23 protein-coding genes and 4 tRNA genes are annotated in these 19,083 nt (G+C 43.3%); 8 read left to right on the plus strand and 19 right to left on the minus strand.

Going from position 1 to position 19,083, the window contains the following annotated elements; translation table 11 throughout:
- Nucleotides 1–133 precede the first annotated feature (133 nt).
- Nucleotides 134–1,060, plus strand: coding sequence for a copper amine oxidase N-terminal domain-containing protein (locus L7E55_RS14465; RefSeq protein ID WP_277445017.1), 927 nt, complete (start codon nt 134–136; stop codon nt 1,058–1,060).
- Nucleotides 1,061–1,087: 27 nt separating this feature from the next.
- On the opposite strand, the gene L7E55_RS14470 is transcribed toward L7E55_RS14465, so the two are convergent.
- The 10 genes from L7E55_RS14470 to L7E55_RS14515 all read right to left on the minus strand — a co-directional run bounded on the left by L7E55_RS14470 (nt 1,088) and on the right by L7E55_RS14515 (nt 8,364).
- Complete coding sequence (locus L7E55_RS14470; RefSeq protein WP_277445018.1) at nt 1,088–2,104, minus strand: hypothetical protein; 1,017 nt, start codon at nt 2,102–2,104, stop codon at nt 1,088–1,090.
- 1 nt (nt 2,105) lies between these two features.
- On the minus strand, nt 2,106–2,792 hold the full coding sequence (locus L7E55_RS14475) for a hypothetical protein (RefSeq protein WP_277445019.1): 687 nt from the start codon (nt 2,790–2,792) through the stop codon (nt 2,106–2,108).
- Between the two features lie 112 nt (nt 2,793–2,904).
- Complete coding sequence (locus L7E55_RS14480) at nt 2,905–3,321, minus strand: hypothetical protein (RefSeq protein ID WP_277445020.1); 417 nt, start codon at nt 3,319–3,321, stop codon at nt 2,905–2,907.
- Between the two features lie 128 nt (nt 3,322–3,449).
- Nucleotides 3,450–3,923: a helix-turn-helix domain-containing protein gene (locus tag L7E55_RS14485; protein WP_277445022.1), complete on the minus strand. Its 474-nt coding sequence runs from the start codon at nt 3,921–3,923 to the stop codon at nt 3,450–3,452.
- A 145-nt stretch (nt 3,924–4,068) separates the two neighbouring features.
- Nucleotides 4,069–4,566 (minus strand): hypothetical protein, encoded by a 498-nt coding sequence (locus L7E55_RS14490; protein ID WP_277445023.1) that lies wholly within the window; start codon nt 4,564–4,566, stop codon nt 4,069–4,071.
- 113 nt (nt 4,567–4,679) lie between these two features.
- Nucleotides 4,680–5,084 (minus strand): hypothetical protein, encoded by a 405-nt coding sequence (locus tag L7E55_RS14495; RefSeq protein ID WP_277445024.1) that lies wholly within the window; start codon nt 5,082–5,084, stop codon nt 4,680–4,682.
- Nucleotides 5,085–5,350: 266 nt separating this feature from the next.
- Nucleotides 5,351–5,533: a hypothetical protein gene (locus tag L7E55_RS14500; RefSeq protein WP_277445026.1), complete on the minus strand. Its 183-nt coding sequence runs from the start codon at nt 5,531–5,533 to the stop codon at nt 5,351–5,353.
- Between the two features lie 40 nt (nt 5,534–5,573).
- Nucleotides 5,574–5,726 (minus strand): hypothetical protein, encoded by a 153-nt coding sequence (locus L7E55_RS14505; protein ID WP_277445027.1) that lies wholly within the window; start codon nt 5,724–5,726, stop codon nt 5,574–5,576.
- A gap of 5 nt (nt 5,727–5,731) precedes the next feature.
- Complete coding sequence (locus tag L7E55_RS14510; RefSeq protein ID WP_277445029.1) at nt 5,732–8,134, minus strand: CHC2 zinc finger domain-containing protein; 2,403 nt, start codon at nt 8,132–8,134, stop codon at nt 5,732–5,734.
- A gap of 44 nt (nt 8,135–8,178) precedes the next feature.
- Entirely contained in the window at nt 8,179–8,364 is a 186-nt protein-coding gene (locus L7E55_RS14515) for a helix-turn-helix domain-containing protein (RefSeq protein WP_277445031.1), read from the minus strand.
- Between the two features lie 90 nt (nt 8,365–8,454).
- Between L7E55_RS14515 and L7E55_RS14520 the strand changes: the two genes are divergently transcribed.
- From L7E55_RS14520 to L7E55_RS14530, 3 genes are all read left to right on the plus strand, one after another.
- On the plus strand, nt 8,455–9,528 hold the full coding sequence (locus tag L7E55_RS14520; protein ID WP_277445032.1) for a hypothetical protein: 1,074 nt from the start codon (nt 8,455–8,457) through the stop codon (nt 9,526–9,528).
- A 401-nt stretch (nt 9,529–9,929) separates the two neighbouring features.
- Nucleotides 9,930–10,127, plus strand: coding sequence for a helix-turn-helix domain-containing protein (locus L7E55_RS14525; protein ID WP_277445033.1), 198 nt, complete (start codon nt 9,930–9,932; stop codon nt 10,125–10,127).
- Between the two features lie 3 nt (nt 10,128–10,130).
- Nucleotides 10,131–11,306 carry a tyrosine-type recombinase/integrase gene (locus L7E55_RS14530; RefSeq protein WP_277445035.1) on the plus strand — a complete coding sequence of 392 codons (1,176 nt, stop codon included), beginning with the start codon at nt 10,131–10,133 and terminating at the stop codon, nt 11,304–11,306.
- Between the two features lie 93 nt (nt 11,307–11,399).
- Here the strand turns inward: L7E55_RS14530 and L7E55_RS14535 are convergent.
- From L7E55_RS14535 to L7E55_RS14565, 7 genes are all read right to left on the minus strand, one after another.
- Nucleotides 11,400–11,475, minus strand: a tRNA-Cys gene (locus tag L7E55_RS14535).
- A gap of 8 nt (nt 11,476–11,483) precedes the next feature.
- Nucleotides 11,484–11,558: transfer RNA gene (locus tag L7E55_RS14540), tRNA-Gly, on the minus strand.
- A 40-nt stretch (nt 11,559–11,598) separates the two neighbouring features.
- Nucleotides 11,599–11,674, minus strand: a tRNA-Phe gene (locus L7E55_RS14545).
- Nucleotides 11,675–11,682: 8 nt separating this feature from the next.
- Nucleotides 11,683–11,759: transfer RNA gene (locus L7E55_RS14550), tRNA-Asp, on the minus strand.
- A gap of 128 nt (nt 11,760–11,887) precedes the next feature.
- Entirely contained in the window at nt 11,888–12,760 is an 873-nt protein-coding gene (gene speB, locus L7E55_RS14555; protein ID WP_277445037.1) for an agmatinase, read from the minus strand.
- 15 nt (nt 12,761–12,775) lie between these two features.
- Entirely contained in the window at nt 12,776–13,603 is an 828-nt protein-coding gene (gene speE, locus L7E55_RS14560; RefSeq protein WP_277445038.1) for a polyamine aminopropyltransferase, read from the minus strand.
- A 29-nt stretch (nt 13,604–13,632) separates the two neighbouring features.
- Nucleotides 13,633–14,091, minus strand: a complete 459-nt coding sequence (locus L7E55_RS14565; RefSeq protein ID WP_277445040.1) for a pyruvoyl-dependent arginine decarboxylase — start codon at nt 14,089–14,091, stop codon at nt 13,633–13,635.
- Between the two features lie 241 nt (nt 14,092–14,332).
- Between L7E55_RS14565 and L7E55_RS14570 the strand changes: the two genes are divergently transcribed.
- Nucleotides 14,333–14,812, plus strand: a complete 480-nt coding sequence (locus L7E55_RS14570) for a general stress protein (protein WP_277445041.1) — start codon at nt 14,333–14,335, stop codon at nt 14,810–14,812.
- Nucleotides 14,813–14,891: 79 nt separating this feature from the next.
- On the opposite strand, the gene L7E55_RS14575 is transcribed toward L7E55_RS14570, so the two are convergent.
- On the minus strand, nt 14,892–15,761 hold the full coding sequence (locus L7E55_RS14575; protein WP_277445042.1) for a TIM barrel protein: 870 nt from the start codon (nt 15,759–15,761) through the stop codon (nt 14,892–14,894).
- A 146-nt stretch (nt 15,762–15,907) separates the two neighbouring features.
- On the opposite strand from L7E55_RS14575, the gene L7E55_RS14580 reads away from it, so the two are divergent.
- The 3 genes from L7E55_RS14580 to L7E55_RS14590 all read left to right on the plus strand — a co-directional run bounded on the left by L7E55_RS14580 (nt 15,908) and on the right by L7E55_RS14590 (nt 18,856).
- The gene (locus L7E55_RS14580) at nt 15,908–17,488 is read left to right on the plus strand and encodes an ABC transporter substrate-binding protein (RefSeq protein WP_277445043.1); all 1,581 of its coding nucleotides are present in this window, start codon (nt 15,908–15,910) and stop codon (nt 17,486–17,488) included.
- Nucleotides 17,489–17,639: 151 nt separating this feature from the next.
- Nucleotides 17,640–18,464 (plus strand): hypothetical protein, encoded by an 825-nt coding sequence (locus tag L7E55_RS14585; protein ID WP_277445045.1) that lies wholly within the window; start codon nt 17,640–17,642, stop codon nt 18,462–18,464.
- Nucleotides 18,465–18,613: 149 nt separating this feature from the next.
- A complete protein-coding gene (locus L7E55_RS14590; RefSeq protein ID WP_277445046.1) occupies nt 18,614–18,856 on the plus strand; it encodes a hypothetical protein in 243 nt (80 codons plus the stop codon).
- 39 nt (nt 18,857–18,895) lie between these two features.
- On the opposite strand, the gene L7E55_RS14595 is transcribed toward L7E55_RS14590, so the two are convergent.
- Complete coding sequence (locus L7E55_RS14595; protein ID WP_277445047.1) at nt 18,896–19,075, minus strand: hypothetical protein; 180 nt, start codon at nt 19,073–19,075, stop codon at nt 18,896–18,898.
- Nucleotides 19,076–19,083: the final 8 nt, after the last annotated feature.

A 19,083-nucleotide genomic window follows, 5' to 3' on the forward strand; every position in this document is an offset into this window, starting at 1 on the left:
GGGCCATGTATATATATTTTAATGATAATACAAAAGCAACAACATATTTAAATAAAGCAAATTACTATTTTGAAAGAGCTGATTCTATGATTAACGCATTTCAAAGATATAGATAATTAAAGGAGGTCTCATTATGCGAATGCAAAAACAAAAACTACGTAACCTTGTCGCTTTGCTCGTCGTTGCGTTGGTGCTGGGGTGCTGGAGCGGTGTGGCGAGCGCTTATTGGACTGATTTAATTGACCAAATGACACCTTTTAACACTTCAGGCCCTGAAAGCACTGCCGAGGTCAACCAGACATATATTGATTTGACCAATGTTTCAAGTGGTTCCGTGACTTCTGCGACATATATTGGCGCAAGCCAAACAAGGACCGATAATTCTTATACTGTTGCATCACAGACATACATAGATGCAATGGATAGAATTACAAGTTATGTTTTTGCTTTAACCAACCAATATAGACCTGATACAGACATGGGTTTAAGCGGCGTGGACTATTTACCAACTGTTCATGTTTATACTTATGGAACCCAAAAAGATCAGGCTATGTATTCGGTTGTTTCTGGCCTGGTAGATTGTCTCGGCAATCCTCCTATTAGGGGCGATGGTGGCGGATCTTCTTCGTCATGGATAAATAATTATTCGCCCACGGCCATGGCCTCAACAACTATTACTTCCTTCAAAATCGGTGAAAAATCGATCACAACTGCCAGTGGTACAACAATAACCATGGATGTCGCACCATACGTAAAAGACGGGCGAACCTATACTCCAGTCCGATATCTCGCATATGCGCTCGGTGTTCCTGAAAGCGGGGTCCAATGGGATGAAGCAACACAAACCGTTACCATTGTCAAGGGCGATACGGTTCTCAAAATGAGCATCGGGAACACTACCATGACTAAAAACGGTGAAATTATTGTCATGGATGTCGCCCCGGAACTTGTTGATCCGGGCAGGACAATGCTTCCCGCCCGGTGGGTAAGTGAGGCACTTGGCGCAACGGTTACATGGGATGAAGTTACTCAGCAGGTAGTAATAAAGCAGGGGACTTAACCCCTGCTTTTTGTTCCTCTGCATCCGTTATCGCACCGGCGCGTCTGCCGTGTCCACCGGCTCCGCTTTCGCCGGCGCGTTTAGCTCAACCGTGATCTTTTTCATTACCGGCTTCTTCCGCCTTACCGTCACAAGTTCCATGGCCTCCTCTTTTGTGACCACCTTTTTTGGAGAGAATTCTACCGCTTCTTGAATACCCGGCACCTCTGCCCGTGCCATAACTTCTTTCTTTTTAAACTGGCCGGTGTATTTGTCCAGTTTATACCCTTCCTTAATTTGGTAAATCTGTTCCTCGACTTCTTCAAATTTAGGTTCCCTGTACGTCTCGACCGTACCATCTTCTTTGAAGCGGTATAGTTCTTCGGTTTCCTGGATCTCGCGCGTCAAGACTTTGTGAATACCCTGGCAGCCGGCGTGAATCGGGATACACATACTACCAAGAAAATCCTCGTCTATGTGTCGAACGAGAAGAACAATGGTATCACCGGGCGCAAAGGCTTTTTCACAAAGAGGACATGCGGTTTCTTCAAAACAAGTATCGCCTTGTGACAAGTTTGTAGCCCGGAGAATATTAAAGTAGCCGGAATTCCAACGCTGATCGGAATATCCCACATAACCAGTGTTATGAGTGTATGGAACTAAATTATCAACTATTTTACCCCTTACATTTATCTGCGCGCCGCTGCTTCCGGAAAGATTTATATAATCAGAGTCAAGCTCAATTCCCGGCCCCTGCAGCCGTATACTCCCGTCACTTTTGCCCCATATAACAAGCTTTTTGGTTGTGCCACCTAGAACAGGATCATAATCATTTATAGTATATAATTGACCAACTTGCGTACCATCATAAAAGAAGATTATATTACCCCAGTTTTGACCGCTCCACATTCCCAAGTTTTGCTTGCCGTCGTAATAAGATTCGAGGGTTCCTTCCGGCGTCAACTTAATATAAGTGCTGCTGCCTTCGGTGCCAGTCTGTATTACACTCGAATATATCTCACCATCACCTGAAATCTTTAATCCATATTTTCCTTCACGAATCAAATTATTGCACCCCCTGTAATACCGGATTTCTCGTTGCCTTGAAATCGACAATCCGATCCGGCAAAATAATCTGAATCTGAACAGGGGCGCCGCAACAATCAACATTATCTATTACCCGGAAAACCATATCCACAGCGAAGCCAAGGACCTCTACGGGACCGATCCGCTCAAAGAGTGGTGCCCGTATATCTTTTAAAGCATCCTGGATTTCCTCGTCCGACGCCCCGTCAATACGCAGTGTATATGGTTGTGTGGGCGCGTATAGCTGCGGTATTAAATCGGCGGGAGGGTGTGGGTTAAACCTTATAAGATTATAAGGGAATCCTCTGTAATACCTGCTTAAATGAAAGCAAAATGTACCATTTGGTGATCCCGCCCAATAATCTGCCAGGTGGTCACGTAGTATATCCGCAAGCTGGGCGGGAGGTAAATTGAAATTGGCTGTCTTTTCGAAGTTATCGAGAGCATTTTCTATGGTCATACTGCCGAATTTCTGGACACCGCACCAAGCAAGCCCGAGGTTATTTTTTAACTGATACAGTTTTTTTACGCTGTCGTTCTCGAAAACAGGTTCGCATTTCAAGACAGTTTTTGTTAAGCTCGCAACAAGGCTGGTTTCGTTCATGACGCGGCTGTCGGAGAGTTGTAAAATTCTGTCTCCTAGGATGATTGAAGCGATGATTGACACGTTAACACTTCCTTTTCATGTAATTTTAATTTTGTTTTTTTGGAGCGGGACCGGGTAGCCCCGCCCCCGGGTGAATCTGGCCACCGCATGAGGGAGCGGCGCCGATAATTATTTACTTTTTAGCTTGGGATTCGCGCCAGCCCATAACAACATCGTTGTGATAACGGGTCAAAATACTTTTGATATCATCAATGTAACTGCTTAAAATAAACCCTGAAGTACTCATAGTAAGCATGGCTGCCTTCCGATGAGCGGCAATTAGTTGGTCAATTAGGGGGAGAATTTCCTTATTAAGCTTTGAATTAATTTTCTCCCTGATCTCATTAGCCTGGTGTATCAGCCTGGCGGCTTCCTCTTTGGCTTCCTGGGTAGGTTCTGGACGCTTTTGTAGTTCATTAAGTTCCGAGTCAATTTCTTCGTTTTTAGGCAATCTCGCGGCTATGTCGGCGGCGATTGTTGCGGTCTCGGCTTCAATTTCTTGAATAAGACGATCTTTTATCTTCTTTGTTGATTCTGTTAAAATTCCCATAATTTAACAGCTCCTTTTTATTGTTAAATTTTAGTTCATCATCAATGAGCTTTCGCCTGTGCCGGCGGCGTTGCTCTGCTGAAAATAAGCGGATCATGGTGCTTGTGGTTAAGTGTTTTGGCATAGTGCTAATCCCCCTGCCCGGTCCCGGTCGTTAATTCAACGGCGCCGGCGCCATCTTTCCAGGCTACTTTCAAGTTTAAGGTTTGGTTGCCACCTGTTACTTTGCCTTTTAATAGCCCCTCTCGCTTGTCCAACAGGATGCCGGTGGCGACTACCAATTGTGAAGGCGGTATACTACTGACTTCGTTTTTTAACCTCGTTAACATTTTCCGGGTTATTTCATCAATGTCACTGATGAATTCAAAGTCAATTAGTTCTCGGTTCTCACCAAGATATTCCCGCAGTATTACGCTCACGGTTTGCCGGGAGATAGAAAACTTCTCGGCTATTTGGCTTATGTTTCGGGTTACAAGGGTCTCCTGGACTACCTGCTGGCGTAGCTCCTCAGGGAATTTATTGTGTGGGGAGCGGCCTTCATGGCCGTTGGGGAGCGGGGCCAGGATTTCAATAGTGGTATCGTTTGTATTATTGGTTTCCAAGGGTGTATCCTCCTTTCTCTTGGTGCTGGTGTCAAGGTGATTGACTTGACAGTGGTTAATTCGTATAATATAAGTTTAGGAAATTATTGGTTATTTTGCTTTAATAACATGAGTTAGTGCCGACAAACACTAAATAAGAAAAAGGTTACTTTGCTTCATGCTGTCGGGGTAGCCGCTTCACCTTCCCGGCCTGGGCCTGGACTGCCTGCGCCGCCTCAACAAGGGCTTCCCTGCTCACCGGTGCGGAGGATAAATGTTCGCTGCGGCTTGTGGCTTCGCCGGAAATTAATAGAAGTTTGTCCATAATTATCCCGGTTGCCGTTGATACACTTCTTAAATCGCTGGACTCGGGGATTAACTCAGCCATCTTGGTTACGCCGGTCAAAACCAGATCCCACGCCTGAGCAATAAACTCCTGGCGCTTTTTGTCCCCATAGGATTGTAATTCGGTGCCACCAGAACACTTTTCAGAGACCATATTCATAAGATCACCTTCCTTTTCTAGTTTTTTCCAGGTGTGTATACTGGTCCAGGGGATATTGGTTAATTTGCCGGCCGCACGTATGCCAATGATGTTGGCAAGCTCTATACAGGTAAAAATTTTCTCGGCGGTATATTTACTTTTTGCGCCTCTCCGGGCCAACGTGATACCCCCTTACCTAAACAAAAGTCGTACACAAAAAAGGATTTTGCCGGGCCGGGAGCGGGGTTTAACCGCTCCCCTTGTCCTTAATGCCCTGTTCTGATAAAATGGTATTAACTCGCTACGCTATAAATTTTCTGAAGTTCGGCACAAATCTCTGCTGGATATAGCCGCGGCGAGCTTCTTAAGAGTTTTATCACGTATTTTCCAAACGATTCGAATTTCCGATTATAGCCTGACTCTGCTAACGACCTGGCATACCAACCAGTAATTTCCATTAATGCACCATCAACCCGTTCACCTAAAGGTAAACTTTCATTCTGCCAAATGGACCGGCCAAGCTTTTTAAGTTCCTCTCTTTGATGGTAGGTCAATACAAGATCATCTCCGAAAAACTGCCGTGCGCGTTGTAATTTACGGCAATAAGCCGCATGTTCTTTGCGGTCCTGCGGGAAGATATAATTGTATCCACAGACATTGCAATGAGTCGCAAACGCTTTCATCGTCTTTGTTTTCATCTTCACATAATCTCCTTTTCTGTCTGCCGCACATTCGCCTCAATGTAGCGGCTTTTTTGTTGTTTTTTATCATTTTTTATATTAACCCCCTATTTTTATATTAACCCCTTGATCCGCACATTGCGGTGACTGTGTTCACCTCCTTGAATGATTATATCTATGTTAATTGCGGTGCTCTCTGCGCCGGGCAGACCCGGCCACCGCAATATTTATGTGATGCCACCTTGACATATGCGCGCCTATGACAAGGCGAACTGGTTTTACGGTTAGAAACTCGTATCTTCATACTTCTTAATGAATTTCTTCATTATTTCAACCGCTTCATCAATACAGTGTTCATTATCAAAGTATAATTTTCCATTTGCAACCATAACATCGGGATTTGCGTTAGCTTCAATAAACGCTTCCTCCATGTTAAATTTATCGACTCCAACGAAAACTTTTTCCATGTTTTTCACCTCCTTTTTTATGATGGCGATACCAATTGTTTTACTCCCATCTATCCCCAAAATCTTGCTCTTCTACTTCTTTCCCAACTCCCCTTTCTTCCTCAAGCCCAAATTCAATCTTCAGCCTCAGAACCTCTTCTTCATGGTAGACATATGCATTTCCGCTTGCAGTATGTTGTGTTTTTAACCCCATTGCACTTAAACAATTCCCGTTCGGGTATTTGACCACTTCTTTTCATCGTTTAATATGTTGTTTATTTGCTTAGTAATGGTATCAACATAAACATATGATCCCTCGATTTTGTTAGATATTTCATCAATTACCTTTAATATTGTAGCGTCAACACTTTCTGATTTCTTGCTCTTACGCTCTTTATTGATTTCATTAATTAAATCCCTGAAAATTTTCTCACGTTCTGGCTTGATTGCTTTAATAATCTGAAACAACGGTCGTGTAATGTCCCCAAGTCTACCTCGCATTGGCTTATCTACTTCCGGCAATTTTTTATTTAACCACCTTGCCCTAAATGCTGTTAAACGTTCTTTCAACGACAAAGCTGCTTCCGGTGTTACTTCGTTTGTGAAGTTCTTAATTGCTGGCTGCATATTTAACTGAAGTGCTCGACTCTCCATTGGACCATAAATTGTTCGATTCGTTGCTATTATTGAAGGCCCAAAAACTTCATAGTATACAGTATCTCGCAAAGCTCCACGATCGGGGAAATTGACTCTCGGTACTTTTGCGCCCCGTTCATACCTCATTAGAAAAACGTCATCGGTACCGGTTTTTTCCATTTTTTTCATTAAATCTAAAACATCGAAAAATAACGTAACCTTTAAATCATTTGATGCCCTTATTATATAGGAGTCTCTTAAACTTTCCACATGAACACCACGTCTAGCAACATACAATGCACCCTTACCAGTTCTACTTTTTCCTCTCTCGGGACGTGCAAACAACCAAATATAAGGGGAATAGTTGAGTTTTTCAATAATATAAGTATGAAAATCCCAAGCTACAAACAGATCATAAAATTTTTCATCAGGTAATTCAGATATATTCTTATGATATTTAATTAAATCATCATATAATATACTATCGTTGTCACTTTTAAAATATCTAATTACTTCTTGCGCTCTCGGTAACAGCCACGGAATAGCCTCCTTATCGGGAGGGATCTTAATTATTCCGTCAACCTCACGACTCGTACATAATGTTAGTGTATTATCGTCCTCCAGGACCAAAAAAGCAGGATTTCCGTTATCATCTTCAACTATATCAACTAAACCGGGAAAATCCGCGCAAGGTTGAAAATCTTCTTTTTCTTCCTCGTCGTTGTTAGTGTTTTTGTTTTTAGCCATCATTTCCTTGATAAAAATATCAAGTGATGACTTTTTAATTCCATAGGGTTTTAATAGTTTGCTAACTTTATTAACAGCAATATCTTGTTTGATAATGTCGAGTTTGGTTATTAGCGGGATTACTTTTTTCTCAAATAAAGTTAGTGCCTCGTTACCGTTGTTTGTTTTTGCAATATCATTAAATATTATGTCGAGTGCGTCTTTGGCGTTGTCTTTTGCTTCATCTATCAGGGTTTTAAATTCGCCTGGTTGAGTTTTGAGTAAATCATTAATATCTTTTACATTGCCTGGAATTTCAATTAACTTTGCTCTCGGAAAAAGACTTTCAGTAAGTCTAAACCCTTCGCGCCTGCCTGCTTCATCTGCATCGTAAGCAACATATATCGTTTCAAGGTTGTTCAGGTTATTATAATAATCTTCTTTAAGATTCACACCCAAAGTACAAATACTATTGAATCCTTCTTTAATTAAAGTGAAATGATCAAAAACACCTTCAACGAGAAATATTTCTTTTGCTCGCTTTATCCCGTCTATCCCTACCAGGGGTTTAACCACACCCGAAGGATACAAATATTTTGGTTCTTTGCCATTGAAATCCCAAAAGGCCAGGTAAATAGGCTTGCCGTGATGAAAAAACGGGATAACAATACGACCGCTAGGGAGAAAGCCACCTTTGTCGCCAATCAACCCCAAAGCCTGCGCTTCTTCTGGATTGTCCGGCTTGTTCCGGGGATCAAACCCGAATCTGAACTCTTTTATGTCTTTGTCTGTAAATCCGCGCTTGTGTAAAGCTTCTCTAGCAGCTTCCGGTCCCGGCCTATTGGTCATCAAAGTAATGTGAGCCTTATTAATATATTTGTCTAGAAGGTTGGTGACTTTCTCTTTTTGCTTGCGCTTTTCCTCAGTTTCCGGCGTCCACACGGGCAACTCATAACCAAAGTCATCGGCAAGCCGCTTGACAGCTTCACTAAAATCCAAATTCAGGATCAACATCACTAAATCGACAACACTTCCACCACAACTACAACCGAAGCAATAAAAAGAATTCGTGTTTTCGTATATAAACAAACTTGCATCTTTTTCATTGCCACCGCCATGCTGAAAACATCTTGTACGATGTTTTCCATTACCGGCTCTCTTAAAAGAGGTACCCGGTAAATAACGCGAAAAGACAGTTTCGATGGGGATTTCCTTTATTTGTTCGATTATGGTAGAATATTCTTGTGACAACTCTATCACCTCACTTCCTCACCCGCCCGGCATTCCTGCTGGGCACTTGCTTTTTATTCCCCCTTTTTACCAAGTTTTCCAAGCGCCTCGACCGGCACCAGCACACGGCGTCCGATTTTTACCGAATCGATATAACCATCTCGAATGGCTTTGTATGCGCCGGATCTTGAAAGTCCCGTTATCACCGCTACTTCTTCCACTGGAAGAAACTTTCTCTCGATCTGTGCAGTTTGTCTCATTGTTTCACCCCCTTCAAAAAAACCTTGTGTTTCACCCGGTCCTAGTATATACTATATACATCGAACGTCTCGAACAGGAGGGGAAATATCATGTTTCCGTTACACGTAGCACTGAAAGCGCCCGGAGGTTGTAAAGCCTGGATAGAGGAAAGGCCAATTTGGGAAATTCCGGAGGTTGACGATAGTATAAAATATCGAAACAAGGCCATGGTTGAACAAGGGCTTGAATCACCCATAATGGAGCGCTGCCTTTGCTGGGATAAACCGCAAAAAAGAGGCAAAAATATTCCCTTGACGTTTTACGAGGATGTTTTGGACCTTGCTAAAAACGCAGACAACACGCGGGCCATTATTGATTTTTGGGGAGAATATGGACCGTTAATACGGGGAAATATGGCTAGTGTTAAAAAGGTAAAAGGTATTCTTTGGTTTTTTAATATGATAGTGGAATTATGGCAGGCTTGCGTGAACAAGCATGATGATGTTATTCGGAAGTACCTGGGAGCTAAACCCCTTCTACCGGAACTCGAAGACTTTTGCGCCGGTTTCAACGACACACCCAAGGAGCAATATCTTTTTGACGTGAATGGCAAAATATACATGTCAGCGTTCTCACAGGGATATTTTGAGCATGAATATTGCCTGGTTCTCAAACAGTCTATCCCGGATATAAATTCAGAAGGTGTTTATAAATACATTACACAAGTATTATCGAGAAACATTAATAAAAGGCTTTCAAACGCTCGTTCAGTCTCGCTCCACTTAAATATTGACGGCTCATACACCAGGTTGACTCCACGAACATTATTAGACGCCGCCCTCATTTCCCTATTCCTCGCTACCCCGCAGGCTCGCCCCTGCGCTTGTGGGTGTGGTAATCCTGCCGCACCTGGCAGTAAATACTACAAAGATTCTTGCCGGAAAAAAACGTCCCGCTGGAACAATGAAGCGGGAGTGGTTAAAGATAGATGCTTGTCTTTTTACCGAAAGAAGAAAGGCCAGGGAATAATTAATGAAGAAGAATTTCAAAAAATTAAGTCTCGTGTGGACAGGCTTATAAAAAATGCTGATGAGGGTATGGTGAAAAAATTATCGGATTTCTGTAAAAGGAATGGTTTCCCGGTATGGACGCCAAGGGAGAACTATAAAGCTCCGTGGAAGTAAACGTATATTTGTTTTTGTTTTTATCTTTTAAATGAACCCTTAGTTGAACCCTTATGAAGCCTTGTGAACCCTTCAAAACAAGGGTTCAGCCTTGTAAGCTTTGATATTACTGAATTCCTGAACCCTGAACCCTTTGAACCTTATTTCTGAGGGTGTACTTACGCGAAACATTTTTTATTCTTATATGTCCTACTAATTGGTAGCTAATACCAGATATGGGAGCGGTAATATATATTAAAAAAATTCCTATACACTCCCTTAACTGCTTTATCTTTCAACATTCAAGCCTGAAAAATAAATAAATATATCAATACTTATTAATATATATTGACAAATATCATTAAATATTAGTATAATATAAGAAACAGTTAATTAATCTCGGTTAGGGGGGGGAGATATTCTTGAAGGTTTACACACTGGATGAGGTGGCCGAAGTGCTTAAATTAAAGAAAGTCACCCTATATAATTACATAAGATCCGGTAAGCTGCCGGCTGCAAAGTTCGGGAGGGACTACCGGGTTACTGAAGAGGATTTAAGAGTTTTTATTGAAGGCGCCAAAACAAGAACTAAGAAAAATAAAGATTCTAAGGAGGTATAAACGATGAGAGGAACTATTATTAAGAATGAAGGCAAGCGCGGAGTAAGTTATACGGTTCTTGTTGATGTCGGAACTGATATGGACGGCAACCGGAAACAAAAGAAAAAAACGTTTAAAGCTAAAAAAGATGCGGAAAATTGGCTCAGCGAAACCATTAACGCAGTTAATAAAGGAACCTATATAGAACCCATTAAAACCACCCTGGGCGAATATCTTAAAAAGTGGCTGGATACGTACGGCAAACAAAACCTTGCTATTTCTACCCTCGAATCTTATGAGAATATCATAAAGAAACATATTGTCCCGGAATTAGGAACCATACCTTTACAAAAACTCTTGCCCGCACATCTCCAGGATTATTACTCAAAGGCATTAGGAGAAGGCCGTATTGACAATAAGAAAGCTATGGGCCGGGCATTATCCCCTACCACAGTTTTATATCATCACAGGGTTCTCCGGGAAGCTCTAAACCATGCTCTAAGGTCGGGGCTCGTAAGCCGCAACGTTGCCGATGCAGTAGAACCTCCCCGCAAAGTAAAGCATGATCTGAGAGTGCTACCCGAAGAAGACATACCGACACTGCTTGACCTTTTCAAAGATAGTTACCTTTATATGCCTGTCTATTTAGCTGTTATGACCGTGATGAGAGCCGGGGAAATACTTGCCCTTAAATGGGAGAATATCGATCTTAAAGAGGGAATCATTAATATTAGTCAATCCCTTAGACAGCGCAAGGCAGGCCAGCCGGAATTTCAGCAACCCAAGACGGCAGGCAGCCGGCGTACCGTGGAACTATCTCCTATAGTAACTAAAGCCTTAAAAGATTATAAAACGGCTCAGGCTAAAGAAAAATTAGCTCAGGGAGAGAATTACGCAAAGTATAACCTGGTCTGCTGTTTAAGCAACGGACAGCCAATCCACCCCGGCACCCTGGCAAGCCGGTTCTATAAGATAACCAGGGCTGCCAATATGACAATAAACTTTCATGGCCTTCGGCACTGTCATGCAACCTTCTTGTTAAAGGCTGGTGTGAGTCCTAAGATAGTGGCTGAACGTTTAGGACATTCCACCACCAGGCTAACCCTTGATACTTATTCGCACGTTGTGCCAGGGATGCAGAAAGAAGCTGCTCTCAAACTCGAACAAAGGTTATTTAATAGTCAACAAAGCGGTCAATAAAATCGAATGTTACTATTTCGTTACTAAAATAGGCCGAACATAATAAAACGGCAAGGCTCTTAATCTTGGAAGCCTTGCCGTTACTGTGTTTTTTGGAGGCGACACCCGGATTTGAACCGGGGAATGGAGGATTTGCAGTCCTCTGCCTTAGCCACTTGGCTATGTCGCCACATAAAATGGAGCGGAAGACGAGATTCGAACTCGCGACCCTCGCCTTGGCAAGGCGATGCTCTACCACTGAGCCACTTCCGCACACTTGATATTATAAACAACTATTAATTATTTGTCAATATGGTGCCACGGGACGGAATCGAACCGCCGACACGCGGATTTTCAGTCCGCTGCTCTACCAACTGAGCTACCGTGGCATGATTAATGGCGGAGCTGACGAGAGTCGAACTCGCGATCTCCTGCGTGACAGGCAGGCATGTTAGGCCACTACACCACAGCTCCATTTTCAATTATTATGATAATTTACTGCACCCTTATCTTTGACATTGTTAAGTATAGCGAAATTGTTGATTGAAGTCAAATATTTTTTTGTCAAACGTAATCATTTTATTGAGCATATAACCCGGTTCTTAGAGATTTTGCGGCCGGGCAAACGAAATTATTGCTTCCCTGACCAGCTTTGCCGCTAAAAGAACAGTTTGTTCCGATAGATCATAAACAGGGCTTACCTCGACTAAATCAAAGCCTACTATATTTAATCCACTCAACATATGGATAGCCTTTAATATTTCGCCGGATGTACAACCACCAGGTTCGGCAGTCCCGGTACCGGGAGCATACGCCGGATCTACAACGTCGATATCCAGGGATACATAAACCGGCCTACCACTAAGCTGTGGAAGAACCTCCTGCAAAGGAGCAGTAATTTCATTAATAAACATATGCGTATTATTTTGGGCAAAAGTGAATTCTTCCCTGATACCGGAGCGAATACCAAACTGATAGAGATTTTCACCACCGATAACTTCTAAAATCCGACGCATTACCGTGGCATGAGAATACTCTTCACCAAGATATTCATCTCTAAGATCGGCGTGGGCGTCAAAAACAACTACGGCTATATCAGGGTAAAACTTTGCTAATTCCTGAAGCACAGCCAGGCTGATCAGATGTTCACCGCCGAGCACAAGCGGAAACTTGCCGTCTGACAATATTTTAGAAACAACCCTGCCAATTCGGGACAAACTCTCCTGAATGTTACCAAATGGCAAGGATACATCCCCCGCGTCGTAATAACGGTAATCACCCAGGTCCTTGTCCAAATAGATACTGTACTCCTCCAGCCCATGCGATACCCGGCGAATTTGCTGCGGGCCAAGGCGGGTACCCGGCCTAAAGCTCACTGTAAAATCCATGGGAGCCCCGATAATTATTAATCCAGCCTGCTCGTAACTGTCCGCACATCCGATGAATCCAGTGTTCTTTTCAACCAGATCCAGCAATCTTTCACCTCCTGACTATCCAAGCAATTTTTTTACAAAAGGAGGCAGGATAAAGCAACTACGATGAATAGCCGGGCTATAATACTTTGTGTTCATACTTTCAATTTTCTCAATATCCACATCAAGCGGATCATATTTCTTTGAGCCCATGGTAAAGGTCCACAACCCGCCGGGGTAACTTGGCACATTAGCCAGGAAAAGGCGAGTTAAGGGAAATATGCCTGAAACATCTTTGAAAATTCTTTGAACCAAACTATCGTTAAAAAACGGCGATTCAGTTTGAGCGACAAAAATACCTTCCTCATTCAATGAATCAAAGATGTCTTTATAAAAAGCGGCGCTGAATAGCCCTTCCGCCGGTCCGACGGGATCTGTGGAATCAATAATGATAATATCATAAGTATTCTTGTTATTCCTGACATGCTTGATCCCGTCATCAATCACAATTTCTGCTTTATTGTTTTCCAGAGCGCAACTGATTTCAGGCAGATATTTTTTTGAGGCTTCAACCACAGCTCCGTCAATCTCACAGAGGACAACTTTCTCTACCGACTGATGTTTGACAACTTCTCTTACCGCTCCCCCGTCGCCACCGCCGATAATAAGAACTTTTACCGGTTTGGCATGGGTGTTCAGGGCTACGTGAGTGATCATTTCATGGTAGACAAATTCATCTTTTATTGTGGTCTGAATGACGTCATCCAATACAAGCATCCTGCCAAATTCAACTGTATCAAGCACCGCTAATTCCTGAAACGGTGTTTTTTCCTGATGGAGGGTGCGCAACACCCGGCAGGAGATAACCATGTCTTTCGTCTGATACTCTTCAAACCATAGGTCCAAGCTACGGCACCTCCATAAACAAATAAGATTTAATACCAGAGTGGAACAGCGGCCAAGGCGCAGCCGATTTTTTCCACACGGTGTTCCGTAGCTGCTATTTTGGTGCCGACCAATTCCATTCCTCTGGTTTCAAATGCTTCTATCAGCATGTTTTCTATTTTCGCTTCCGCGTCTGCCTTGCTGCACTTGCCGGAGAACTCCATTATAACTCCGAAAGTATCCTTTGAAAAGCCCACGCCTACTGCGGCTGCGATCAACTCACCGGGAACGTCGCTGATGATAAACCCGTATGCCGTCGGCACAAGCGAACCCGGAGGTATTTCCATGTCCGGACAATATTGCACTCCAGGAGGTAAGATACTAGACACCCGCATTAAGTTTAGGTTGCCAATCCTTCCTTTTAACAGTGCATTATCAAATGCAGTTAAATTACTTTTCCCTTCCGAACTGCCGGCAGTCACAAAAAATTTCTTAGGGGTTGGCAGCATTTCTCAAACCTCCGTAATAAATTAATAATTTAACTATCCTGGAAATCACTGATCGCACCAATATTTTCGCCTGTTTTTAAGTCATAGCCACAAACATACAATATTATATCAAAACTGAAAAAAAAATGAACCATCTGTTTTGTTATTTCAAAAAATTTATTCCTCATCACAAACAAAGTATAATATCCATTTAACGTGGCAGTATAAGTATGTTGGAACAATAGTTGCAGGAGGGATCAAATTGTTAAAAACTGTTGTTGGATTATTTGACTCAAGGGATCAAGCGGAAAAAGCAGTCTCAGCGCTGCGTGGACGTGGTTTTTACGAAGAAATATCGGTGCTGGCCGCTGATAAAAGTAAGGCTGGCGACACCGAAAGGAACAGAGGTACTGCCGGCGGGAGTGTTGCTTCCGGAGTAAGCACGGGTGGTGTGCTGGGAGGTCTGGCAGGCTTGGCTATGGGCGCTGGCGCGCTGGTCATTCCGGGGATCGGGCCGATTCTTGCCGCCGGGCCTATTGCCGGACTGCTGTCAGGCGCGGCCACAGGCGGCATAGCGGGCGGCCTGATTGACTGGGGTATTCCGTCTGAACGCGGCAGATATTACGAAGGCAAGGTTAAAGAAGGTAAAATCCTGGCTTCAGTCCGTACAGACGACACTAAAATCGAAGACGCCGCAAGAATCATGCGCGAAAACGGAGCCAAGGATGTGGAAACTCACTAGTATTAACAAAATCAACTTTTGTGGGACATGGAACTCAAGACGCTTCCACTTAAGCGCGTCTTGCCTTACATGTCCCATTTCATTTATTATTGCTCGCGTCTAGTAACTTATAGTATATATCCCGGTAGATCATTGCGTCCTCCGCCTGTCGTTCATCCGATTCGCAAATTATGGTGGGCGTTAAATTTCTCTCTACTAATAACTCGGCAAGTGGAGTAAAATCCGGCCCGCAGTTATCGTCCAAAGTAGTGAGATGTCTCTTTTCACCGCCAGCGGTATACTCAACCGGGCTGAAATGGATATGAAGATTTTGCAAATAATACAACCCAAGTTTTTTCTCAATATAATCCAGCAACTTGGCAAAAGAAGCCTTATCTGTTAAACCACCACCGGTAACTGCGTGAATATGCCCAAAATCAACGGCGGGTCTAAGCTGTTCACCTAATTCACATAACTCCAGCACCTCTTCCAGCGAACCAAGCTGGTTTTTTTTACCCATTGTCTCGGGAGCCAGCATAATACCGGAAAGTCCCTCTTCTTTCACCTCGGCTAAAATTTCTTTTAAAAACTTCTTTGCCCTGGCCAGGATTTCTTTACGGTCACCGCTACTCGCCGACCCTGGGTGAAACACAACAATTTTAGCATTCATCGCCCGTGCGACTCTTAATGTTTTTAAGAAGTGATTCTTCGTTTTGACCTGCATTTCAGGATCTGTTGTACTTAGGTTGATGTAATAAGGAGCGTGAATACTCATTTGTATTTCATGCTCCGCCGCCAGTTTACCCAAGCGTGCGGCCATTTCTTCCCCGATATGCACACCACGGCTGCATTGATATTCATAAGCGTTTAAACCGCGCTTTTTCAGCCATTCCGGCATTTCCAGAGAAGATTTATGCTTTTCCGCATAAAAAGAAGCAGAAGACCCCGCTGGCCCAAAGCGAATGTTCATTAAACCAACCCCTGTTTAAATAATAGCTTAATTATACCTCTTTTGGCATGAGAAAATTACCATAATTTTTAAGTTAAATATGGAGGTAATTAACATTTTATACAGAAATTAATTTAATTATAACATAATCTCGGTGAGGTGGTATTTTGCGTAAACAAAAACTGCGCAAGCAAATATCAATATCAATTGTTCTTATTATTATGTTATCAGTTTTGCATTTGTACTTTTCAGGCGCCCTGCCGTTTTTAAAACAGGAAGGTGATACCCTTATATACGCCAGAAGCGGAGACTCCGTTACACTTGATCCGGCCATGTCACAAGACGAGGAGTCCTATAAAGTGATTTCAAATATTTTTGAAGGTCTTGTCCGTTTCAAACCAGGCACAACTGAAGTAGAACCTTGCCTGGCTGAGGCTTGGCAAGTATCCGCCGACGGCCGCGAATGGACTTTTTACCTGAGAAAAAACGTTAAGTTTCATGACGGGACACCTTTCAATGCAGAAGCTGTGCAATTCAACGTGGAAAGGCAGATGCCACCCAACCGCACGGAAAACATGGCTTACGCTTCCTTCGTTTTCGGAATGGTTGAGAGTGTAAAAACAATTAATCCTTATACGGTTAAATTTTCTTTAAAGTATCCATACGCGCCTTTTTTGAATAATCTGGCCATGCCGGCGGCGGCGCCCATAGTCAGTCCTGCCGCCGCTTCAGCTTTAGGAGATAATTTTAGTGTCAACCCCATTGGTACGGGACCATTTAAATTCGGCAGTTGGGAAAAAGGGAAAAAACTGATTTTAAACAAAAACCTTGATTACTGGGGAAAACAGCCCCAATGCAACCGACTTGTATTTACAGTTGTTAATAATAGCAGGTTAAGGTCACTAGCTCTAAAAATGCATATGGCTGACATAATTGACGAAATCACTCCCCAAGACGCCCGGCTTCTGGAACAAAGCGGCTATTCAATAATTAAAAAACCAGGCTTGGATCTAAGTTACCTCGGTTTTTTCACGGATAAGAAACCATTTGACAACCCTGAAGTGAGGCGGGCTATAAGCATGTCTATCGACAGGGAACAAATCATAGCTACATTATTTCATTCAGAGTCACATGTCGCTGATGGTCCTTTGCCACCCGGCGTCCTGGGTTACGACCCGGGCATCCGTCTACACCCGTACGACCCTATTGGCGCCAAGGAATTACTCGCCCGCAACGGATTTGGAGGAAACCCTAAAATAACAATAATTACTTACACTGACCCCAGAATATATAATCCCGCGGGTGGAGAAAAACTGGCCGAGGCTATCCGGGCAGATTTAGCGTTGGTAGGCGTTGACGTGGAGATAAAAGCTTATTCCTGGCAGCAGTACAAAGAGGCATTATACAAAGAAGAAGGGAATGCTTTTCTTTATGGCTGGATTAGTGATAACGGAGACCCCGATAACTTTCTATACACTTTATTATCATCATCACAAATTGGAAATGGTCTAAATTCTTCTCATTACCGCAACGATGAAATCGACATGCTTCTGGCAAAAGCTCAACAAGAAAAGGATCGCCTGTCACGGGAGGAATTATATCACAAAGCAGTAAAAATTATTGTCCAGGACGCGCCATGGGTCTTTCTTAACAATAGTGTCAACCTGACAGCAATATCACCAAAGATAGAAGGGTTATTCTTGCCTACCGGTAATAATTCATTAGCAACCGTAACAAAAATAAATTGACTATGAAGTTACTCAGGTTGGAGCAGCACTTGCTATTAGGACGAATTTGTCCATGTTTTTCCCCATGATCTTCCAGTAATAACTTGCTGTAAAAAGTAGAATAATATTACAAAAGGCAAACCAAGCCTAAATCAAGCAAGGAGGAAAAACAATGGATCAATTTTTTCAGCTCCAAAGACAGATTCAGGATTTGAGGAACGAAGTTAACAGCATCAGCCAAGTCGCAGGACAACTACAGCGTTCCGAAGCCAACCATGCGGCACAACTTCAGCAGATGAGCCAAAGTGAAAACGCCGTGACACAACAACTGCAGACTATTCAACAACTATGCAACCGCTTAAACCAAGATGTTAACGTAATCAGCAGTATAACTCAACAAATCCCGCAAATGGCCGGCATGCAAACCAGCGGTCAGTTCGGCGCCGGCACTTTTTCAAGCCAACTTGGGACAGGGCAATTTGGTTACTATAACCCCACTATGAGCAGTGGCCAATATGGCCCTTCTGCGTTTGGCACTTTCGGCGCCCAGTTCGGCGGCGGCAGGTCTGATGAATTCGCGCGCAATCAACAAATCAGCCAAATGGCTGCGAATCGCTATGGATTAGGCTTCGCCGGCAACGATTTCGCCACCAACCAACACATTAGCAACATGGCGAATCAGGGTATGTTGGGTTCACAAAGCAACTTGGGAATGAGCGCATACGGCGCTAACACTTACGGCGGGAGCACCTTCGGTACTGGACTCGCGCAAGGCGGGTACTCAAACACCAGCGCAGGCAACTATGCTATAGTGCCTTCACATCCCGTATCTAATCAAAGCCTGTCTAGTCAGTATGGAGTGAGCGGGTTTGCTGGAAGCCAGTATACTCCCACTCTTGGTTCATTCAGCACCTCCGGGCAGATGGGCTCCGGCCTCGCGAATCAATCCTTAATGGGAATGAGTGGCCAGAATATTGGCCAGTTCAGCAATTTCTAACTTATAACACCACTAAAACAACCTGGGGGGGACACCCCCCCTTATTTTTTTAAGAAGTACCTTAAAAAGACAAATTACCCCCTTAACATAAAATTCCATTTAGGCTATAATTATCTAATAATAAATGTCTATAACAGGGGGGAGTCAGCTTGGCTAAAGTTTTACGTGAAGGAGCCTCTTACACCCAGCGCGATATAGTCGAACTGTTGGGAGAGTTTTCAGCGTTTAAGGACAGGGTTGAAAAGAGGTTTAAGGATTTATCCCGTGAGCTTGAAGGTAAAGCTAACGAACATGATCTTTGGGTCAGCCTTTACCTCATTTCCACAGACTATGCTGAAGAGATCGCCGGGAGAAAGCATAGGCAGCAAGAGGCAGCCCCAAAAATTTCGTAGTCTTACAGCCCCGTTGGAAATCCGCGGGGCAATTATTTTTTAGGTACTTTGAGCCTTTCCCGGTTCTGATGGAGGCGCGGGCAACAACAACTGCAAAATCCTGAGAAGCTCTCTTTGCTGATCCACCGGTAAAAGGTCCACTTGTTTTAATATCGCTTCCAGTTGCTTATTCATCGGTGTCTCTTTGCTGTAAAAATACCATAAGGGCAAACCACACATTTTATTTA

The organism is Pelotomaculum isophthalicicum JI, from assembly GCF_029478095.1.
In the GTDB taxonomy this organism is placed as follows: Bacteria; Bacillota; Desulfotomaculia; order Desulfotomaculales; family Pelotomaculaceae; genus Pelotomaculum_D; species Pelotomaculum_D isophthalicicum.

What these genes read in the sequence shown, in the direction of transcription:
- L7E55_RS14465 (WP_277445017.1), top strand. Translation starts at nt 134, where the DNA reads ATGCGAATGCAAAAACAAAAACTACGTAACCTTGTCGCTTTGCTCGTC.
- L7E55_RS14480 (WP_277445020.1), bottom strand. Translation starts at nt 3,321, where the DNA reads ATGGGAATTTTAACAGAATCAACAAAGAAGATAAAAGATCGTCTTATT.
- L7E55_RS14495 (WP_277445024.1), bottom strand. Translation starts at nt 5,084, where the DNA reads ATGAAAACAAAGACGATGAAAGCGTTTGCGACTCATTGCAATGTCTGT.
- L7E55_RS14500 (WP_277445026.1), bottom strand. Translation starts at nt 5,533, where the DNA reads ATGGAAAAAGTTTTCGTTGGAGTCGATAAATTTAACATGGAGGAAGCG.
- L7E55_RS14505 (WP_277445027.1), bottom strand. Translation starts at nt 5,726, where the DNA reads ATGGGGTTAAAAACACAACATACTGCAAGCGGAAATGCATATGTCTAC.
- L7E55_RS14515 (WP_277445031.1), bottom strand. Translation starts at nt 8,364, where the DNA reads ATGAGACAAACTGCACAGATCGAGAGAAAGTTTCTTCCAGTGGAAGAA.
- L7E55_RS14520 (WP_277445032.1), top strand. Translation starts at nt 8,455, where the DNA reads ATGTTTCCGTTACACGTAGCACTGAAAGCGCCCGGAGGTTGTAAAGCC.
- L7E55_RS14530 (WP_277445035.1), top strand. Translation starts at nt 10,131, where the DNA reads ATGAGAGGAACTATTATTAAGAATGAAGGCAAGCGCGGAGTAAGTTAT.
- L7E55_RS14565 (WP_277445040.1), bottom strand. Translation starts at nt 14,091, where the DNA reads ATGCTGCCAACCCCTAAGAAATTTTTTGTGACTGCCGGCAGTTCGGAA.
- L7E55_RS14575 (WP_277445042.1), bottom strand. Translation starts at nt 15,761, where the DNA reads ATGAACATTCGCTTTGGGCCAGCGGGGTCTTCTGCTTCTTTTTATGCG.
- L7E55_RS14585 (WP_277445045.1), top strand. Translation starts at nt 17,640, where the DNA reads ATGGATCAATTTTTTCAGCTCCAAAGACAGATTCAGGATTTGAGGAAC.
- L7E55_RS14595 (WP_277445047.1), bottom strand. Translation starts at nt 19,075, where the DNA reads ATGTGTGGTTTGCCCTTATGGTATTTTTACAGCAAAGAGACACCGATG.